This window comes from Olivibacter sp. SA151, assembly GCF_054130995.1.
This window is the reverse complement of sequence record NZ_CP096391.1, coordinates 5,249,497-5,268,846: the sequence shown is the minus strand read 5'-3', so window position 1 is coordinate 5,268,846 and position 19,350 is coordinate 5,249,497. Positions and strand designations below refer to the sequence as shown.

The following is a 19,350-nucleotide window of genomic DNA, read 5'->3' as shown; positions in this document are numbered from 1 at the left end:
GTTAGAAACGTACATTGGCGCCTATGTTGATAATGCGCTGTTGCGGATAAAATTGGCCGCTCTCGCTTGAACCTTCAGGGTCAAAGTCTTTCAGTTTCGTAACGGTAAAAAGGTTAAATCCACTAGCAAAAAACCTTAATGATTTGATGCCTATCTTGTTTATCAGTGTTTCCGGCAGCGTATACCCTAATTCTACATTTTTCAAACGAACAAAAGCCGTATTAAACAACCAAAAATCGTTCTTATATAATCCGCCGCTGATGGAGGAAGAAGCTCGTTCGTCAACGCGTGGATAGCTACCATTGGGATTTTCCGGGCTCCACCGATTTTCTGCCCAGGTATTAAAGTAGTTGCCAATGGTGCCGGCTTCGGCTAAAATGTATTGACGCACCCTCCCTTGACCTGCAAATACGGCGGAGAGGTCAAACTGCTTGTACGAAGCATTTAGCGTTAAACCGAATGTTAACTGTGGAATGTTGCCTAAATTGGTTTGCACCATATCATCGGCAGTAATGACACCATCGCCATTGTAATCTTCCAAAATTAAATCACCCACCTTTGCTCCCGCAACATGTGGGTAGGCGTCCAGCTCCTCCTGGCTACGGAAAATGCCCGCACTACGATACAAAAGATAGCTATTTAGTGGCCTGCCGGTTTGACTTTGATGAGGTAAAACTGCGGGTGATTCATCTCTAAAAACTACGTTGCTCTTGACATAGGTGATATTACCTGCAATGCCAAAATTGACCGTGCCATTTCGTTGATAACCTAAAGTGGCTTCTAGCCCGGTATTATCAACTTTACCTATGTTTTCAGAGGGAACAAGAGGCGTGTTGTCGTTGGTTGGAAACGGGTTAACAATACCGGTGCTGCCTGGAATGGAAGCATTACGCGGTAAAAGTATTTTAGAACGCTTCTCCATGAAATAAATAAATTCCATGTTGAAGTTTTTCAAAAATTGCGCGTTAAAGCCGATATCTGTTTTTTTGGAAACCTCCCAAGTGATGTTCGGATTGGCCAATTTGTTTAAATCAATGCCAGGATATATGCTATTGCCAAGGGTATAATAATTTCCAAAAATGTAGTTGTTAACAAATTGATTCGCGCCTACATTATCACCGCCCAGCTCACCATAGGAGGCCCGTAACTTCAAGTCATCGATGAATTTGACTCTGTTTTTAAACCAATCTTCCTGTGAAATGCGCCAACCTGCGGAAATACCCGGGAAATAACCATAACGACTGTCTTTTGGAAAGATGGATGAACCATCCACACGGAGTTGGGCTTCTACTAAGTATTTTTCCTCATAATTATAGTTGATCCTACTAATCACGCTTTTGCGGCTTTCCCGCCAGCTTAATCCTGCATTCGTGCGGTCTTCCAACGCGGTTCCTCCCTGTGATAGTTCGGGGGTAAGCGAAGAAGGGAAATTACGGCGTCCGGCTTCCATTCGGTTCAGTGTCCGTTCACTTTGCTCATAAGCCGCAAAAGCTTTTATATTATGGGAGCCAAAACTGCGTTCATAATTTAATTTAATATGCGAGGTAGTTAGGGATGTATTTTCTTGAAATTGTTGTAATTGTGCTTTAGATTCGCCAACGGTGCGTGGTTGATAGATTCCGGTGGTTGCATCATAATTATATACCAGGTAAGGAACAATAAAGTTTTTTCCCGATTCTGTAGAGCGATCGACGGAAAAAAAGCCGTCGAGCATAAGGCCTTCAACCGGTAATTGATAAGATGCTCTAAGAATACCATTAAAAATTTGCTTCGGATTCTGATTCGTTCCGCCGGCATCAGTTACCATCATAATCGGGTTATTGTTCTCTATACCCGTGGTTGGTAAACCATTGGCGTAACGTGGTAATACGGTAGGATAGGCGCGGTATAAATTGCGAAAAATATCACCTGCCCCGGTCGTGGGAAACAAACGTTTTTCTTCGCGGCCCGCTAAGGACATGCCCACTTTGAAGCGGTCGGTTACATCCAAGTCGATATTGGAACGGAAGTTATACTGCTTGAAATTGGTTACTCCGTTTTTAAAAATACCATCTTGTTTGAGTGTTCCGGCCGAGACAAAATATTTTACCTTCTCTGATCCTCCATTTACAGAGAGATTATGTTGGCTTTGTAAGGCAGTATTAGCCAATACCTCTTGTTGCCAGTCGGTATTCGGATAATTCTCGGGATCGGATCCATTTCTGAATTTCTCAATCTCATCAGCAGAATAGGATTGAAACAGACCACCGGACGGGTTGTTATAATAACTTATTTCGTTGCGTATCGTTGCGTAGGTGGCCGCATCGGCCATCTTTGGCAATCGGGTAGGGGAAGCGAAACCTTGATTGAAACTATAAGAGACCGTGGGTTTGCCGCTGCTGCCTTTTTTAGTGGTTACTAGAATAACGCCATTAGCGGCTCTGCTTCCGTAGACGGCCGCGGAGGCATCTTTGAGTACGCTTACACTTTCGATATCATTAGGGTCCAATCGCTCTAACCCGCCGACCTGACCGGGCACACCGTCTACCACTACCAACACATCGGTATTGCCGGTTGTTGATACACCACGAATACGTATTTGGGAGCCATCGTAGCCCGGTTCTCCACCTCTATTGGTGGCGACCAATCCTGAAAACCGCCCGGCAAGTGAATTGGATACGTTTGGTTGTGGACTTTTGACCATATCAGCTCCCTTTACTTCTGAAATAGATCCAGTCACTGTTGCTCGCTTTTGCGTTCCATAGCCTACAACAACCACTTCATTAAGTGCTTGAGCATCGGGCTGTAAGACAATACGCATGGCCTGATTGTGGACAATGGTTACCTCTTGCGTTAGATAACCTACATAGCTGATCACCAGAGTCGTTTCTGTGGGTGAGAGTTGTATGCTAAATTTTCCTTGCATATCGGTACTGCCCCCACCTTGTCCATTTTTTGCGCGGATACTGACTCCAGGGAGCGGGTTTCCGCTTTCGTCTACCACTGTACCTACGATGGCTTGTTGTTTTACATTAGTCTGTTTAACTCCAAGCTTGGTTGGAATAACAGCGGCCTGTACACTGTGAATGGCAAAGATATAAAAGGTAGTCAGTGCCAAACATGTTCGTGCAAATCCTCGTGTTTGATTGTAAATAGAATTCATAATGCTGTTGGTTAGAATAAACGAAACCGATGAAGCATGCGCTAGGCTTGCTATAATCGATTAGGTTGTGAGGAGCAAATGTCGTTTATCCCCCGTCCGGTAGTGAGGGGTAAAATAAAAAAAAAGGGGGGGCATTCGTAGAACAATCAAAGAAAGTGACCCTAACAGGCTCTATCTGGATCATCTGTGCTTTTTTTTTATTAATCGCCTTTTTAAAGTTTAAAGGTGTTTAAGAACAATGTGAAATCCTATTTCGCATGGTAAACGCGGTGAAAAGGTTTTCTGTATTTCTTAATATACTCGGAGGGGTTCATGCCATACTGCTTTGCAAATTGTTCTCTAAAGTACTTGAGATCGCGGATGCCTACTTGATAGGCTACTTCGTAGATGGTATTCTCTGAGCTGAGAAATAGACGCGCGGCAATATCCAAGCGTACGGTTCTGATAAAACTATTAAGGCTGAGGTTATGTATCTCTTTAATGCGGTTACCTAGGGTAGCATAAGTAAAGCCGCAGGCGTCGGCAAGTTTATGTACATTGAAGCTAGGATCGGTAAGGTGTTTTTCTATGATAAGCAAACACTTGTCATGCAACTCCCGGTCTTCGCTACTGATTTTTTGAAATTTGGCATTATCAGTAATATGATGAAAAAAATAGTCTTTTAAATCGCTTCTACTTTTTATTATAGCTTGTATTTTAGCTATTAATACATCAATGTCAAAAGGTTTTGTAATATAGTCGTCCGCGCCACTCTGTATGCCTTCCAATTTGGTTTCCGTATTATGTGAGGCTGTTAGCAAAATGATCGGGATATGCCTCCGGGAAGGATCTGTTTTTACCTCTTTGCAAAATTCGATTCCATTACTCCCTTCCATGACGATGTCACAAAGAATGAGATCCGGTAGATTATCGTCTAATAAGCGGTAGGCACCGGATATTTCGTGTTGCACATATACCTCAAAGTAGTTAGATAACATGCTTTCGAGGTAATTGGTTAAGCTCACATCATCATCAATTATCAATATTTTATAAAAGGAAGTCGCTTTGGCGGTCATGGGAAGCGGAGGTTTGTTCTCCTGTTCCATCAGTTGCAGAACCGTTGGAATACTACCGGGGTTTAACTGTACACTGCTAGTGCTCGTGGCTGAGGCTTTCATGGGAAGTTCCATATAAAAAGTGGTTCCTTTACCCAATTCGCTCTCATAGTAAATACGGCCATCATGTAGTTCGATAAGTGATTTAACCATCCACAACCCAACGCCAAAACCTGATCCCAAAGTGCTTTTATTAAAGGATTCATGATGAGCAAAGGGCTCAAACAGTTTCTCGCCAATTTGTTTATCGATACCACAGCCACTGTCTTTTATACTAAGTAAAATCGTCATCTGATCAAGCTTGGCAAGTTTAATTTCCAATATCCCTTCTTTGGTGAATTTAATGGCATTGAATACCAGGTTAAATAGGACCATTTCGATTTTTTCACGATCTATCAATAAGAAAAGCTCGTCAAATTGCGTATGAAAAGTGACTGACAGATTCTTTTGTTTAACTTGGTGATTAAAGCAATTTAATACTTCCAGAATCAGGTTGACCAAGTCTGTCGACTGTATTTGCAAATTTTCTTTGGTTAGATTGTCTTTTCTAAACGTTAGTGCTTGATTCGCGAGCCTTAGTAGGCGGTTGGTGTTTACATAGAGGGTCTTAACAGAAGGGTCTTGATCTGAATTCGCATCCTTTTTGTTTAGTAGCTCCTTAACCGGTTGAAGGATAAGCGTTAAACTGGAACGGAATTCGTGTGACAGTCGGGTGTAATAGTTTATTTTTAAAGCGTTTATTTCTTGTTCTTTAGTCCGTTCCAACTGGCTGATTTTGAGCTGATAATTAAGCTTCTGTTTTTGCAGTTGGTGTCGGCGGTAATAATAAAGAATGGCGCCTGCTAAAATAAAATAGATGATATAGGCCCACCATGTTTTATACCATGGAGGTAAGATCTCGAGATGTAGTTGTTTAATGCTGCTCTTAAGGATTTGACCGCCTTGTTCCAGTGCTACCTGAAACGTATAGTTTCCGGGAGGCAAATAGCGATAAGTAGCTGCCTGTTCATTACCGACATAGTTCCAGCGCTCATCTAAACCGTCCAATTTATAAGCGAAACGATGTTGACCCGATTGTCCATACGTTAGTGAAGCATAATGTAGCGTGAAAGTTGAATAGTTATATGGAAGCGTTAGTTTCTTTTTGTCATTTAATGATTGTTCTTGCGCAGCTATTAGCCTATTGGGATAAGAAGTAATCTCTTTGCCTAGTAAATCCAGTCCCGTCAAAATGATGCTTCTCTGGGGTTGCTGATAATTTACGTTTTTTGGGTTGAAATAGGTTAGTCCTCCGGTACCAGCGAAGAAAAGTTGATTTCTTTTTTCACTATAGATTGCTGCCCGTGGGTTGAAGGTCCCCTCTTGCACGCCGGAGTTAGCACCATAGTTAGTAATTGCCTTTGACGTTAAGTCAATGCTGGATAAGCCCTGTATTGTACTTACCCAACAGTGCCCTTGATTGTCTTGCTGAATAGCGAGGACGGTATTGCTTACCAAGCCGTTTCTTTCATGAAAATTATGAACGAAGTGCTTCTTCTCCATATCATACACCAATAGCCCGTTACTTTCCGTTGCGATCCATAAATGCCCATCATGGAGAATGGCCAGATCGTATATAACCTCCGATTTTAATTTGTCAAAGATTCCGCCCTCAGGAAAAAAGGGATGAAAAAGTTCTTTTTGCTGTTCAAAATAGGTGATGCCGGCTCCGTAGGTGCCAATAATAAGGTTCCCGTGTTTGTCTTCAACGATTGAACGGATGTCATTGGAAGGGATGGTGCTATTTTGAGGGACAAAGGTGGTGAATTTTTGTGTAGAGTAGTTTAGTTTGTTAAGCCCGCCTCCGTTGGTGCCTACCCAGAGTTGATGCCGCATATCTTCAAATATAATACGGACATCGTTCGAGCCAAGCGTCCCTTCCTTTGTAGGGTCCGCTTTAAAATGAGTGAAATTGTCCTGTCGAGTATTATAGCGCATAAGGCCACCACGATAAGTGCCGAACCAGAGTTGGTTGTTGTGATCTTTTAATGTAGCCAGTATAGCATTATCCGATAGGGATGATGACCGGTTCTTTTCTTTCTTGTAGTGTTTCAGTAGCTTGTTTTCATAATCCAGTTTAAAGATACCGTGACCGTCTGTTCCTATAAACAGATTCCCTGCAACATCTTCCAGCAAGCCATAAAAACGAACATTTTGATCCGCCTTATTGACGAGATTTAGTTGATTTTCATGAAGATTAAAGAATGGATATATGGGTTTGGCGATAAGGAATACCCCATCGCCGTATGAACCTACCCATAAATTCTCGTCTCGATCAAAAAATAAGCTTGTAATTGACCTTCTATGTAGGCCATCGGGTTTTGAATCATTTTCATCTACCCGTGAAACTTTCTTGATAACAATCCTATGATCTGTGCTTTCCTCAAAATGTATATGGAAAGCCCCGCCGTCTAGGATGCCTAAGTAAAATTCTTTATTGTTATGGCAAGCCACACTTAAATAGTGGTTATGAGGCGTACCTAAAGCTTGGGCAGTAATCCATTGCCCCTTCGCACTATGTCGACGGTAAGTAAAGAGGCCACTGTCGGTTGCCACCCAAATGTTTCCTGCGGGATCTTCGAATATGTTATGTATACGGCAGAAAGGTTTTTGGTTTAAGGCAGACTGGATTGGATAAAAGGGCTTTAGGGTTTTGTTGTGTTGTGTGAACACCTGTAGCCCCGCATCCTGACTGCCTATCCATAGTAAGCCTTGGCTGTCTTCAAATATAGCCGTTACCATGTTGGAGCGCAAACCTTCTAGATTTTGCGTGGTATATCTTGTAAAAGATCCGGATTCTTTGCGAAAGCGGTAGACGCCCAAGCCGTTGGCAGAAATCCATAAAACATTTTTGTCGTTTGAGTTGCTTATACAACCTACGTCCATTTTGTATTGACCTTTGACAGAGGCCAGGATTGGATAGTGTGTGAAAGATTCGGTTGTGCTATTATATTTGCTGACACCTTTTCTGGAAGAAACCCAAAGTATTCCTTCTTTGTCAATCAGGATTGTTTGTACATAATTACCCAGTAAGCCTTGAGGCGATGAAACATCATAGCTGAAATTTTTGAACACCTTCCCATCGAAACGGCTTAAACCATTCTCTGTTGCGATCCAAATAAAGCCGGTATTGTCCTGCTTAATATCCCGTATATTGTTAAACGGCAATCCATTTTGCAAAGTATAGTTATAATGACGGTAGATCGCACTGTCGTTAAAGGCAAATGCCGCTAAGGGAAGAAACAAGAGCCACAGATAGACCAGAATAGGCATAAAGCGAGTGATTCATTTTACTACCTGGTAAAAATACGAGAATTTACTTGGATTCATTGTGCTTTGTTGATTCTCTTAAATCGAAAATCCCTGAAGACGGCCGGTTCCTTGGCATGGTCAAGCAGGGATCATATATGTATCAATGTGACTGTGAATTGCTTTCTTAAGCGTAATGTCGTTTTCTTTTTTTATTTAGTTCAAAAGTAGGAAATGCTTTGAATTAGTTGCGATGCGTATTAGGTGGGTGTAGGAAAGAACTCGGTAGGCAATACTGTTTTCTCGGTGAAAACATGAAAAGCCTAGTGGTTTTCAGGTATATTACAGTTATTTTATGGATAATGCTGATTGCTTTGTAATTTAGTGTTATAAATAAATATAATGTCATCTAACCTTGAAAATTTAAGTAAGTCATTGCGAAAAAAGATTGAGTATAGCAATTTGTTTAGGATACCCTATGTTAGAATTAATGCACGATGGGTCTTGACGGCTAGTCTCGAAAGTGAGGAAGACATTGAATTAAATGATTTGTCAAATTATACTTGGCGAAAAGTAGACGGGGACGATCTAAAAATGCTTGTCAAGAAGGATGTAGACTGTATTTGATGAATTGTTCTGAAGTTGTTTGCTCATTTTTATACAAAATGATACACATATTACGGCTAAGGCAATAAATGCCTTGTTTTATAGTTAGCTTTGATTTGGATTAAAACAAACGGATCTATTCTATAGAAAATAAGACTTCTACTAAGGTTACGGTTGGATACTTGATCAATGTAGAAACTGCTTATCTCGCCAGAGATAAGCAGTGTTTTTATAAGCCGACAACTTTCCTTTCTTGTTCTGCCGCCCATAATTTCGGTTTGTATTTCTTATAAGGTTGTTCCCAATCAAATAAGCCATAATACGACTCGCTACTGTTGAAAACAGGTTGATTGAAAAGCTCGTAAATGATTACCGCCTGTATATTGGCATTGGCTTCACATTTAGAAATCACAGTATTTAAGAAATCACGCTGTTTTTCATCCGGTACTGCTCCCGACTTATTCCGTATATTGATTTCGGTAAGCCATATGGGTTTGTTGAACTGCTTAGTTAGAAACTCCGTTATATCGTTAATCTGATAAGCGCTGGCAGCTGCAGCTTCCATGTCGCTATACCAATGATAGGCCACAATATCGTAATTTATACCGTACTGCTCTAACATTTGAAGGTATTTATAATGCATCCAGCTAGCATTTATCATGGTTTTTGCATCTTTGTCTATGGCTTTAATACCTTCATCCATGCCCTTTAAATGAGCAGCTATTATCTTAAATTTTTTAGGATCATAGTGTTCTGCAATTTTTCCGGACTTGTTGGGAAGTATACAGTCATTGTCTAACTCGTTACCTATATTATAGTAAATGAAATGGCTTCCGTTTTCCTGTGCAAAACCGTAGCCTCTGTTATATCCTTGTTGATATGCTATTTCCTCCGTGCCGTTATAATCGAGCTTAGCATCTGGCAGCATCGGTAAAATTGTTATGTCTGCCGAATCGGCGGCTAAGCGCAATTTCTCAAACCTTTGCTTCGGAATAATTTTCCCTTGACTTGTTACCGTGAAATCTACTCGATAAATATTCATTCCAAGTGATTTCAATAGTGACATCTGCTCCCCGGACGATAAGGTGGCATATGCTTCCTGATTAAGTGGATGCCCGTTTACGCCAAAAAAGAATTTTTTTGTCGTTGAGGTATCAGGGCCCGGCGTTACCAATGTGTCTGGCGGCGGAACGGGTTCTAGATCGCTCTCGCCACCTCCGGGAAATGGATCTTTGCCGCACGCTAAGGCTGCTAGCACTATAGCGCTGCTTAAAATTTTACGTAAAACCTGCTTCATATTTCAATTTTTAAGTATTGAAGAAACATGGAGATATGGCGCTCTCAAACGGTAGGATCGGGCTGAAAAAATTAGTTGCTCGCAACATATTCTCTAAGTTTCGGTCGGATAGTGTAAAAATATGTATAAAAATGTATATAAATGTGATAAATGTGAGAATGTGAAATTTCGGTCTTTATGTGCCTTTAAAAGCACTTTTATTGCTTGGAAATATTGGTTTCTAATTCTCAAATTGATGGTTGAGAACGATCAATCGAATAATTAACGGGAGATGCGGTATGTTGAAAGAAGAGATGCGGAGGAACTGATATTTGGCGAAGCTTAATTCACTATTTCGTAGTGGTTATGAACCTGCTTCTTGATCTTTGAATTTTTCTTCTTGTTCTTTCTTTTTAGCCAAATGATAAATCCTGTTATAGGAAGACTGGTGCCAATTAGGCAAGAAAGAAATGCGAGTAATTTGGTCGGTAAACCGTAAAGACTGCCGGTATGAATAGGAAAAATTAAACGCCGTACCTTCATACCTTTTGAACGCGTGGCATATAATTCTTTTTTGACAAGTTCTCCTGTGTTTCGATCAAAAAATAACTGGTCTACTACATTAGCTATTGACGCATGATGTTGCTCTTTGCTCACGCGAACGAGATTTATCGCGTCTTCCGGAAAATATAAGGTTACATCGCCTGAATAAGGAAGCAATCTTTGGGTTTGACTGTATATTTGCTCGAGTGATCCTTTTTGCTGCGATTTATTCTCTCCGCTGTGAATCAGCTCTTTTTGAGGTCCTTTCCCGTCAAATATAAAAAAAATGCCATTATTAAACCATTTATAGCTCCATGTTAGCCCAGTGAAGGCGATTAGAAACAAAATAGGAAGGCTATAGAAACCTGCTACTGCGTGTAAATCCCAATTTACGCGTTTAAATTTTGCATCCCATTTTATCTTTAAACGTTGTCGAAGAATTTTACTGTTTTTAGGCCACCATAAGAATAATCCTGTGATTAAAATGACTAAATAAGACAGGCAGCAGATGCCTGTAATGACTTTTCCTGTTTTACCCATTAGCAATTGTCTATGCAGCTCTTCTGAAAATGTGAAGAGATGTTGCTTTCCTTTGATATCTTGTTGAAGTTTTCCGGTGTAGGGATTAATCGAGAAAAGGTGTCGTGTCAAACGATCGCCCCGAGTTTGAAAGAATACGGCTTCTTGATGGTTCGTTTTCTCTCGTATTACCAAAGAGTTAATTGCTGCACCCTTCGCATATTGAAGAGCTAAGTTATATAAACTGTCAATGGATAAAGGGAGTTGATAAGCATCGTTGTTTGACTGTGCGTAATATAAAGATGGATAGAGTAGGGGGTCGAGTTCATCTTCAAAAACTAATATAGCTCCGGTAGCTGCGGCGATGCTAAAGATGAGACCTACTGTTAAACCAACCCATAAATGTAACCAGGCAAAGATTTTCTTAGCTTTCTTCATGGACGGAGTCTCTTGAAATACATTATTTTTATTAAATCTAAATAACAAAGTAACGATATCGCGTAGATATTCACAAATTATTTTGTGATTTCAGGAAAGGCTTTGAGAGGCAATGGTATAAGGTAGCTATTCAATACTGAACTGATAAATACAAGTGCTTTTATATTGCTCACCGGGGTTTAGCGTAACGGATGGCCAGGTTGGTTGATTGGGTGTGTCGGGAAAATGTTGCGTTTCCAAGCAAATAGCGCCATATTTCTGAAAGGGAATATTATCTTTTCCTTTTTGCGTCTTATCTAACGTGTTACCCGTATAAACCTGTAATCCGGGCTCGTTAGTGAAAACGGTCAATTTGATACCGCTTGTGGGAGAATATACACTTGCGGCGGGAATCTCTAGATTTCCATCTGTATCTAATACCCAGTTGTGATCTAAACCTGATACAAACACCAATTGTTTATGAGTGCTATCTCTATTTATGGCGCTTCTTATACTGGTTGGAACGGTAAAATCGAAAGGGGTATTAGAGACGGAGCGGATTTCACCTGTAGGAATGGCGTTGGAATCTACCGGGGTAAAATGTTTAGCTCTTACAAAGAGAATATCGTCAAGCACTGTTTTTTGAGGATTACCGCTTAAATTAAAAAAGCTGTGGTTTGTTAAATTGATAACGGTACTTTTATCAGTTTCTGCTTCGTAATTGATGATTAAGGCGTTTTCGTTTGTGAGCGTATATCGCACCTTTACTTTAACATTCCCCGGAAATCCGGATTCTCCATCAGGTGAAAGATAGGAAAGTACCAGCACGCTGTCGCTTAGTTGTGAGCCTCGGAATACCTGTTGACGCCACCCCTTACTCCCACCATGGATGGCATGTTGTCCGTTATTTTTGTCTATTTTAATGGTGTCTCCGTTTAATAAAAAAGTGCCGTTGGCAATGCGGTTAGTAACACGTCCCATGATAGCCCCGAAAGAATTTGGTTTAGCAAAGTAGTCCTGGATATTGTCAAAGCCTAGAACAACGTCCAATAATTTACCATTTTTGTCGGGCGCTAAAAGGGAAACAATTCGGCCACCGTAGTTCGTAATACTTACTTCCATGCCTTTTGTATTCCTTAAAACGTATAGATGAGTGGAGTCTCCGTTAACAAGTGCTTTAAAATTGGCACTTTTTAAGTCCGATTTTGCTTTTGAATTAAGAATTTTTTGCATACATGACGTAGCAACCGTTATTATGAAAATGCACAGGAAAAAGTTGTATTTTTGATTTAGCATGAAACGAGGCTTATTAACTATCAAATATACAAAAAACCATGCTATTATTAGAATTTCTCTGTTAACGCGAGGATATGAGACTTTTTAAGATCTCGAGGTGTTTGACGTTTTTGCTTGCTAAAATAAATTTTAACAAAATTGCAGAAAAAATGTTACCGAAGACAAAGATTACTGCTAAGTTGTGTTATCTTTAATTAAAAAGGGTGCTTTCAAATGTCGCTGTATGGATACAAAGGAAATAACTTTTGTTAAAAAACGAATTGAAACAAATGCTTCAAAGGTTTACCTGATTCAATTGTTTTCAGTAAATCATTTAGTGACAAAAATCGATATCGGCCACTTCTGCCATTCTTTAGAAAAAGGACCTATTCATGGTGCAATGTTCCATGCAGCTATTTTTTTTGATGATAAGGAGTTTGCAGCATTTCCTTCACAACCTATGACGTATGTTTATAGTCCGCATGAAGAGGGTGATGTCATGATGCATATTAAGGCAATTTATAGCTATGATGTGGCTAATAGATTAGGCAAATTGCATTATTATGATATAAACTATTTGATTAACCAGCCAGGAGACATCGTTTGCCTTGATGAAATCTCGGAAATGCCAAAAGACGATGAGAGCTAATCGGCTATGCGATGTTTAAGTTTTGGATTAAACATATTATTCTATTTGACCTAACCATTCAGAATTGTCAAAGATTTTCTGAAGTGTAATTCGAACTCTGATCGCACATTCCGTTTTACAGCGGATAACAAGAACACGATATTATTTGTGTAAGCAATGATCAACAGCCTGATACTATCTCTGGAGATGAAATTGTTTACGAAACGCAGCTATTAATTAGCACTTAGTGATGTAAATTACGTCTGATATTTCTATTAATCACAATCATGATATTGTGATAAGCAATTTCTTTATTCCCTGTTTTACTATAGTGAGCAACGGCTAGTGTGCAATAGCGTGAAAAAAGTACCCTTTTTTATGATAAAAACACCCGTTTGCAAAGCATCCATATAGTACATTTGCTGTTTACGTACTTTTAGAAGCTTTTTGTGTACAAATTTTTCCGGGAGACAGCAGCTCTAACCTATTGAATTGTCCGATTAAATGATTTATACAAGTCCGAAATACAATTAAAATGACTGATAAACATTTTCTTATTGATGAAAGTAACGCTTTTTATGCACATCCTGACGCCTCAACCGATAACTCGCTATTGGAAATTCATTATCAAAGTTGTGGTGTGACCGGAATTGTTTACGGAGAATATATCCGTCTTCCGCGAAAAGGCTGTTTTACGAAAGGCGATATGAAATTGAAATTAGGATCCTATAACAAAACAGGAATCTCCGATTTCTTCGTTGATAATGACCATAACGTATACTTGGATGATATCGAAGCGTATTTACGGACCTTCAGTCCTTCAACCGAGATTTACAAACTGAGAGCGAGTGAACACGGTCTCTTGAAGCAAAAAAAATGGGAGCTTTTTATGCCTAAGCCCCGTTCGGATATCACACAAGCTGATGAGAAAGAAGGCTTGATACAGTTAGCCCATGGGGATGGTATCATCCTTGCTCAAAAACTAGCCATTCAATTTGGATTACAGATAGATGCCCGGTCCGGGGTTAACTTGCTGGCCGCCATCTGCCTGAAGATGATGTCAATAAATGAACTTACAGCACTTACACTCCTGCATGGTATTTGGAACGAGGATCAATCGAAAGAACTTGTATATCAGGCAGAAAGTGATGTTAGTTACTATAGTGATAGGATTACATTTTTAGAATATCGGGTCGTTAATGAGATGCTTATGTAAAACGTTTACTTCCCATATATTCATTACAGATCCCTGTCGTTAGTACATTGCCGTTTTTGGCAGACAAGCACGGATGTCCTTTATGTAAGCCATTCTCCATTTCTAAAACTCTTTAGCATGATGATTGTTTTTTCCTTTATTTTAACAAAAATTTAAATACAATTTCAATCTATGCCATTAAATCCAAAGCTAACGCGTATTCAGGGACACAATCGAATCAAAGAAGCTTTAATACTTGATGCTGAATGCTATATAATTCTTTGGATAACAGGGGGTAAAGGTGTTTTAAAGATCGATTGTGAGGAGTATGAGCTTATAACTAATCGAGTATTTTATATGATGCCCGGCCAAAAAGTATCGTTTGTTAAATTGCCGCAGACAGGGTATATTTTACATTTTACGGAAGAATTTCTGATTAATTCAACAGAAAATAGAGGAAAGAACATCTTATTGGAGTGGTTGTTCATACCTCAAGTTTTTTTTGATCCGGATGATATACAGTTATTGGATTTTAAATCGCTTTGGGAAATATTGGAGCGAAATTGGAAGCAGGAATCTTTGGGTTTTCTAATTGCAAAATTAATCAATTTAATTTGGGTTTATCCACAGGCCATTCAGATGAGAAGTAGAGATAGCCGATTATTAAAAGAAGAATGGACGTTAATAAAGCATTTGAAAAGAAATGTCGAGCTGTATTACAAAGAGCGTAAGGATTCGAGTTTCTATGCAAAAGAACTGAATGTGCCGCTTTGGCGTTTAAATAAGATTGCCAGACAGGTGTTGGGTTCTTCTGTACATGATATTGTGCTGGCAAGAACCTTACTGGAGGCAAAACGGCTTCTTACTACTACACGTCGTTCCATAAAAGAGATCAACTTTGAACTGGGATTTAAAGATCCTTCTTATTTTAATAAGGTATTTAAAAGACTTTGTGGTGTCTCGCCGAGTACCTATCGTACGCAAGAAAGACGCTCTGATTAAGTTCGCCTAGCCTAGAGAGAAGGAATTTGCTTAAAGCTATCCCATAATTGTGCGTCGGGAATCGGCGCTTCCAAGTAAACCGATCGATGGTCGATAGGATGTGGAAAACGCAATTGCTTGGCATGTAGTGCGATAGCTCTTCTGGGCTTCTCGCGTGGAAAGCCATATTTATAGTCGCCAACTATGGGACAACCGATGGCTGCTAACTGCGCTCTGATCTGATGTGTGCGACCGGTAAAGGGATATACCTCAATTAAAAAGAAATCGTCTGCTTTTTCTAAGAGGCGATAAGCCAATTCTGCTTTGACACTATGGGGTTGGGGTTCGTTATGGGTATAGCTGATGTTCTGCTCTTTGTCGCGCGTCAGCCAATGAACTAGTTTGTCAGATGGGACAAGGGGAGGATTCGCGACAATAGCCCAATAAGTCTTTTCAACCAGTCTGGCTTTAAAGAGGGCTATCATGCCTTCGAGAGCCACAGTTGTCTTAGCAAAAAGTAATAATCCACTTACCCTGCGGTCAAGCCGATGGACCGCGCGCGTTTGTATGTCCTTATGATGCTTCTCACTTAAATAAGCACTCAGCATTTCCTCCAATGCTCTTTTTTCTTTGGCAGAGGCCTCTACCAAATAGCCGGATGGTTTATTGATAGCAACTAGGTGCTCATCTTCGTAAAGAATATGTTGATCTATTTTAGGCATAAACAGCATTCGCACGATATCAATGCAAAGATAATAAAAAGATCATTTCGGCTATATAAGAAAGGAAAATCTAACATAGACGAAAAAAATTAACTTGTAATTGCTTGATAACCTAGTTATTGCTATATTCATTGGGTCATTAAAAAAGCCATGCTACGAACCATAATATACCTACTTTTACTCCATTTTTTGCCTACTGGTGTCATTGCCCAAAGCCAGTACCCATCACATACGGCCTTTGCTACTTCTCTTGGCGTTCAATTAGGTTCAGCCGGTATTGGTGTCGAATTTAATTATCCGATTTATAATAATTTGAGTATAAGGTGGCAAGCAAATTACTTACCTGAAGTGCGCAAACACTATCATGGCTTAATATATCAACCACAGCGGACATTAACGGGCGTGAATATGGATTGGCAACCGCTTTTTGGAGGGAATAGTTGGTTTGCTCGGAAGTGGTTTGTTGCTTTTGGTTTCTATTACTTTTTGAAACATCAGATGAGTACATTTAGGGAATCCAGGGTGATTGGTGAACCGAGGGAAAAGTATTACGAAGTTGATTTGGGTAAAGTAAGGCCTTATTTAGGTATGGGGATTGGCCGGCTAGCGCTTACTGAACGTCTTTTTCTCAATCTGAATGGTGGATTTTTTATTCCCACCGCCAAAACCAAGGTTGAAATGGTTTATAAAGAACAGTATGACCCAAGCGTTATTGATCGGGTTGAAAGAGAAGAACAGAATAGATACAACCGTGTCTGGGCACATCTGGCAACCTCATTGAACATCCAAGTTGGGTTGTTTTATAATTTTGCATATCGATTTAATACCTATCAATGGCAGCCTAAGGAATGGAATAATAAAAAGAAGAAAAATTATAGACCATCAAAAAATCAACAATTCCGTTAAAGCTAATACATAGCAATATGAACGTAAAGAAAGTTGCTTCCGAAAGAATCTTGTCAGTTGATATCATGCGTGGTCTTACGTTGCTGCTGATGTTGTTTGTGAACGATTTGTTCGAACCGGGAGTCCCTGCTTGGTTACTCCATACAAAGGTGGATGTTGATGGAATGGGACTGGCGGATTGGGTGTTTCCCGGCTTTTTATTTATAGTGGGAGTGTCAGTGCCATATGCGATCCGTTCTAGACTGAATAAGGGAGAATCGAAGAGGCAAATAATCGGACATATCGCGGTGCGTACCCTGAGCTTACTTATTATTGGTGTTTATATCGTTAATATAGAACGTTTAAACGAATCGCTTACCGGAATGAGCAGGTATGCTTGGGCAATTTTGCTTTATGTGAGTGTTTTTTTAATTTGGAATAACTATCCTGACCGGCAGGAGCAGCGAATTTTTTTTGCATTAAAAGGATTGGGACTGGTAATCATGCTGATACTCGCTTTTATTTTTAGGGCGGGTGAGCCTGGAAATGTGTTGTGGTTAGAAACAAGTTGGTGGGGTATTTTAGGATTAATAGGTTGGGGATATTTTGTTGCGGCTTTAGCTAGCCTACTATTGAATGGACAAATAGTAGCACTTCTTTGTTTATGGATTTTTTTTGTTATATTGAATGTACTGTCTAGCTCGGGTATACTGGTTTGGCCCGAAATGATCAATTCAGTATTTGGGGTAGTACTTGACGGCAATATTCCCTCTATTGTTCTAATAGGGGTAATCGTTGGTATTCTAATCAAAAGTGAGAAGCTTGCAAAGGAGAAGATCGTATTCCTAATTAGCTTAATGGGAACGTTCAGTTTACTGCTGGGATTCTTTCTTCGAAACTGGTTTATTCTATCTAAGATTGGCGGGACACCAAGCTGGGCATTCGTCTGTAATGGTATAAGTCTTTTAATATATGTTTTTTTATATTTTTTGGTTGATATAAAAAGATATAGTACGCGCTGGGGTAATTTATTTCGTTTTGCAGGAAGAAACTCCTTAACAACCTATTTGGCTCCGGATGTCATTTATTTCGTCTGTTGGGGTTGGGGGATCTCTTTTTTTTATAAGCAAACATCCAGTCAATTATTGGCGATAGGAGGTTCGATGATATGGGCTTTTCTTATGCTTGGATTTGCCTGGCTCTTAACACGTATGCATATACGCTTAAAATTATAATATTAAAAGTAAACGAATATAAATTGAAGCGAATTGCCGAAGCAATTCGCTCTATCATGATGGTTAGCGTTATTCGTTGTGGTACAGCTAGTTGATACTTGCTGGTACCGCCTTTTTGTAAAAAACCTCTCCATTGTCGCTTAATAAGTTAAGCGCGTTGACTAAATTATTCACTTCTTCCGCCCTTACTTCCCGGAGCACGATGGTGACCTCCCCTCGGTATCGCATATAAATATAAAATAGTGTTAGCATCACATTTCGCTAGGTAAGCAAATGTAGGTTTTTGAAACGGTTTGTCAATCAACACTTTTGGGGCATTATTTCTCAAAAAAGCGAGGTGTTATACGATGGAGGAAAATTATTCTTGAACTACGTCGCACGAAATAGGCCTATATTAAAGAGAGTTTCTTAAGATAAGCTTTGTTGGATTACGATGTCTAATAATTTTTTTTCCTTCAATAGTTTCTGCTACTTTTTTTGCCATCGCCTCAAAATCAGATGAAATTACAGTAATGCCGCCTTCCAGGATTTCTTTGACGTCCGTGTCGTTATAGGAAATTAAACCAATATCCTCGCCTAGACGATATTTTTTTCTGCGAGCAAGTTTGATGAGTGCTACATCATCTGTGTCATACCTGCTAAAGGTTATGTATACATTGCCTCTATAAAAGTTGGCAGACGAAATCTCGTGTTGAATAATATAAGGATATTGATGCTCCTGGCAGAATTGCAAGAAACCTTCGATGACCAAACGAGCATGAAACGCTTCAGGTGGCACAATTAATATCAACTGCTTATATTTTGCAAGCTGCGCTTCAACTTCCGATAGTGCATCGTAAATATCAGACTTGAAGTCCTGATAAATGGAAGAATAATTTCCCTGAAGATGAGCTTGGTCGAAATCTATCAAGATCCTTTTAGGAGCAGGTATGCTATTTAATATGGTAGAAACATCCTCTTTAAGGTAAGCCGCGATTACAAAATGCGTATAACTGTGAATGTTTTCGGTAATAAGTTTTTCGAAAACCTTGGAATTATGATGATGAAAATAAACGTCAATATCTGCTTTATCTTTAATGGCTTCAAACAGCGTATGATAAAATTTGTCTCGCATAAGATTCATTTTATCAAGCAGGAGAAAAACGCGAAAACTGTGATCAACTGATTTTTTCCGCACATAGTACCCCTTTCTGTAAACCGACTCAATAATTCCTTTTTCGAGCAGATAGTTCAAACCTTTTAGAACCGTTTCCTTACTGATACCAAACTGATGCTCAAATTGCTTAAGTGAGGGTAAGCGCTCGTTTAACTGTAGTTCACTCCTTTCAATTAATTGCAATATATGGTCAACGAGCTGTAGGTATTTCATTCGTTGCGCTGAAGAATCTCTGTTCTCTTGCAGGTTTTTAGTTTCCATATACGTTAAGGTGTTATTCCTACCAAAGCAAACCAGGTTTCTTGAAGATAATTGGTTTATAAAAACACTTTGGCAAGCGAAATTAAAAAAAATGTTTGGAATTTGAAATTGATTTCCTAATATTGCT

14 protein-coding genes are annotated in these 19,350 nt (G+C 39.6%); 6 read left to right on the top strand and 8 right to left on the bottom strand.

The annotated features are described in order from the left end of the window. Nucleotide 1: 1 nt before the first annotated feature. Both M1D52_RS21480 and M1D52_RS21475 read right to left on the bottom strand, forming a co-directional pair. Entirely contained in the window at nucleotides 2-3,142 is a 3,141-nt protein-coding gene (locus tag M1D52_RS21480; RefSeq protein WP_437393496.1) for a SusC/RagA family TonB-linked outer membrane protein, read from the bottom strand. A gap of 248 nt (nucleotides 3,143-3,390) precedes the next feature. Then, entirely contained in the window at nucleotides 3,391-7,548 is a 4,158-nt protein-coding gene (locus tag M1D52_RS21475) for a hybrid sensor histidine kinase/response regulator transcription factor (RefSeq protein ID WP_013665261.1), read from the bottom strand. Nucleotides 7,549-7,926: 378 nt separating this feature from the next. Here M1D52_RS21475 and M1D52_RS21470 point away from each other — a divergent pair, with 378 nt between their 5' ends. Beyond that, nucleotides 7,927-8,151 (top strand): hypothetical protein, encoded by a 225-nt coding sequence (locus M1D52_RS21470; RefSeq protein ID WP_013665262.1) that lies wholly within the window; start codon nucleotides 7,927-7,929, stop codon nucleotides 8,149-8,151. A 208-nt stretch (nucleotides 8,152-8,359) separates the two neighbouring features. On the opposite strand, the gene M1D52_RS21465 is transcribed toward M1D52_RS21470, so the two are convergent. The 3 genes from M1D52_RS21465 to M1D52_RS21455 form a co-directional block, all read right to left on the bottom strand. Then, complete coding sequence (locus tag M1D52_RS21465; protein ID WP_013665263.1) at nucleotides 8,360-9,427, bottom strand: glycosyl hydrolase; 1,068 nt, start codon at nucleotides 9,425-9,427, stop codon at nucleotides 8,360-8,362. Between the two features lie 321 nt (nucleotides 9,428-9,748). Next, complete coding sequence (locus M1D52_RS21460; protein WP_437393495.1) at nucleotides 9,749-10,906, bottom strand: PepSY-associated TM helix domain-containing protein; 1,158 nt, start codon at nucleotides 10,904-10,906, stop codon at nucleotides 9,749-9,751. A 126-nt stretch (nucleotides 10,907-11,032) separates the two neighbouring features. After that, nucleotides 11,033-12,118, bottom strand: a complete 1,086-nt coding sequence (locus tag M1D52_RS21455; protein ID WP_437393494.1) for an aldose epimerase family protein — start codon at nucleotides 12,116-12,118, stop codon at nucleotides 11,033-11,035. A gap of 286 nt (nucleotides 12,119-12,404) precedes the next feature. Here M1D52_RS21455 and M1D52_RS21450 point away from each other — a divergent pair, with 286 nt between their 5' ends. The 3 genes from M1D52_RS21450 to M1D52_RS21440 all read left to right on the top strand — a co-directional run bounded on the left by M1D52_RS21450 (nucleotide 12,405) and on the right by M1D52_RS21440 (nucleotide 14,985). Further along, nucleotides 12,405-12,809, top strand: coding sequence for a hypothetical protein (locus M1D52_RS21450; protein ID WP_130856167.1), 405 nt, complete (start codon nucleotides 12,405-12,407; stop codon nucleotides 12,807-12,809). A gap of 514 nt (nucleotides 12,810-13,323) precedes the next feature. Beyond that, nucleotides 13,324-14,004, top strand: coding sequence for a PALP domain-containing protein (locus M1D52_RS21445; RefSeq protein ID WP_437393493.1), 681 nt, complete (start codon nucleotides 13,324-13,326; stop codon nucleotides 14,002-14,004). Nucleotides 14,005-14,175: 171 nt separating this feature from the next. Then, a complete protein-coding gene (locus M1D52_RS21440) occupies nucleotides 14,176-14,985 on the top strand; it encodes an AraC family transcriptional regulator (protein WP_130856169.1) in 810 nt (269 codons plus the stop codon). Nucleotides 14,986-14,996: 11 nt separating this feature from the next. On the opposite strand, the gene M1D52_RS21435 is transcribed toward M1D52_RS21440, so the two are convergent. Further along, nucleotides 14,997-15,686 carry an RluA family pseudouridine synthase gene (locus M1D52_RS21435; protein WP_437393492.1) on the bottom strand — a complete coding sequence of 230 codons (690 nt, stop codon included), beginning with the start codon at nucleotides 15,684-15,686 and terminating at the stop codon, nucleotides 14,997-14,999. Nucleotides 15,687-15,836: 150 nt separating this feature from the next. Here M1D52_RS21435 and M1D52_RS21430 point away from each other — a divergent pair, with 150 nt between their 5' ends. Continuing rightward, nucleotides 15,837-16,592, top strand: coding sequence for a hypothetical protein (locus tag M1D52_RS21430; protein ID WP_437393491.1), 756 nt, complete (start codon nucleotides 15,837-15,839; stop codon nucleotides 16,590-16,592). A 17-nt stretch (nucleotides 16,593-16,609) separates the two neighbouring features. Next, complete coding sequence (locus tag M1D52_RS21425) at nucleotides 16,610-17,806, top strand: DUF5009 domain-containing protein (RefSeq protein WP_013665271.1); 1,197 nt, start codon at nucleotides 16,610-16,612, stop codon at nucleotides 17,804-17,806. Nucleotides 17,807-17,893: 87 nt separating this feature from the next. Here M1D52_RS21425 and M1D52_RS21420 read toward each other — a convergent pair whose 3' ends face one another. Continuing rightward, nucleotides 17,894-18,058, bottom strand: coding sequence for a hypothetical protein (locus M1D52_RS21420; RefSeq protein WP_437365285.1), 165 nt, complete (start codon nucleotides 18,056-18,058; stop codon nucleotides 17,894-17,896). A gap of 142 nt (nucleotides 18,059-18,200) precedes the next feature. Beyond that, nucleotides 18,201-19,223, bottom strand: coding sequence for a GntR family transcriptional regulator (locus M1D52_RS21415; RefSeq protein ID WP_130856173.1), 1,023 nt, complete (start codon nucleotides 19,221-19,223; stop codon nucleotides 18,201-18,203). Nucleotides 19,224-19,350 lie beyond the last annotated feature (127 nt).

Excerpts from the sequence above, each read along its gene's own strand:
- M1D52_RS21480 (WP_437393496.1), bottom strand. The coding sequence starts at position 3,142 with ATGAATTCTATTTACAATCAAACACGAGGATTTGCACGAACATGTTTG.
- M1D52_RS21475 (WP_013665261.1), bottom strand. The coding sequence starts at position 7,548 with ATGCCTATTCTGGTCTATCTGTGGCTCTTGTTTCTTCCCTTAGCGGCA.
- M1D52_RS21470 (WP_013665262.1), top strand. The coding sequence starts at position 7,927 with ATGTCATCTAACCTTGAAAATTTAAGTAAGTCATTGCGAAAAAAGATT.
- M1D52_RS21465 (WP_013665263.1), bottom strand. The coding sequence starts at position 9,427 with ATGAAGCAGGTTTTACGTAAAATTTTAAGCAGCGCTATAGTGCTAGCA.
- M1D52_RS21460 (WP_437393495.1), bottom strand. The coding sequence starts at position 10,906 with ATGAAGAAAGCTAAGAAAATCTTTGCCTGGTTACATTTATGGGTTGGT.
- M1D52_RS21455 (WP_437393494.1), bottom strand. The coding sequence starts at position 12,118 with ATGCAAAAAATTCTTAATTCAAAAGCAAAATCGGACTTAAAAAGTGCC.
- M1D52_RS21450 (WP_130856167.1), top strand. The coding sequence starts at position 12,405 with ATGGATACAAAGGAAATAACTTTTGTTAAAAAACGAATTGAAACAAAT.
- M1D52_RS21445 (WP_437393493.1), top strand. The coding sequence starts at position 13,324 with ATGACTGATAAACATTTTCTTATTGATGAAAGTAACGCTTTTTATGCA.
- M1D52_RS21440 (WP_130856169.1), top strand. The coding sequence starts at position 14,176 with ATGCCATTAAATCCAAAGCTAACGCGTATTCAGGGACACAATCGAATC.
- M1D52_RS21435 (WP_437393492.1), bottom strand. The coding sequence starts at position 15,686 with ATGCCTAAAATAGATCAACATATTCTTTACGAAGATGAGCACCTAGTT.
- M1D52_RS21430 (WP_437393491.1), top strand. The coding sequence starts at position 15,837 with ATGCTACGAACCATAATATACCTACTTTTACTCCATTTTTTGCCTACT.
- M1D52_RS21425 (WP_013665271.1), top strand. The coding sequence starts at position 16,610 with ATGAACGTAAAGAAAGTTGCTTCCGAAAGAATCTTGTCAGTTGATATC.
- M1D52_RS21420 (WP_437365285.1), bottom strand. The coding sequence starts at position 18,058 with ATGCTAACACTATTTTATATTTATATGCGATACCGAGGGGAGGTCACC.
- M1D52_RS21415 (WP_130856173.1), bottom strand. The coding sequence starts at position 19,223 with ATGGAAACTAAAAACCTGCAAGAGAACAGAGATTCTTCAGCGCAACGA.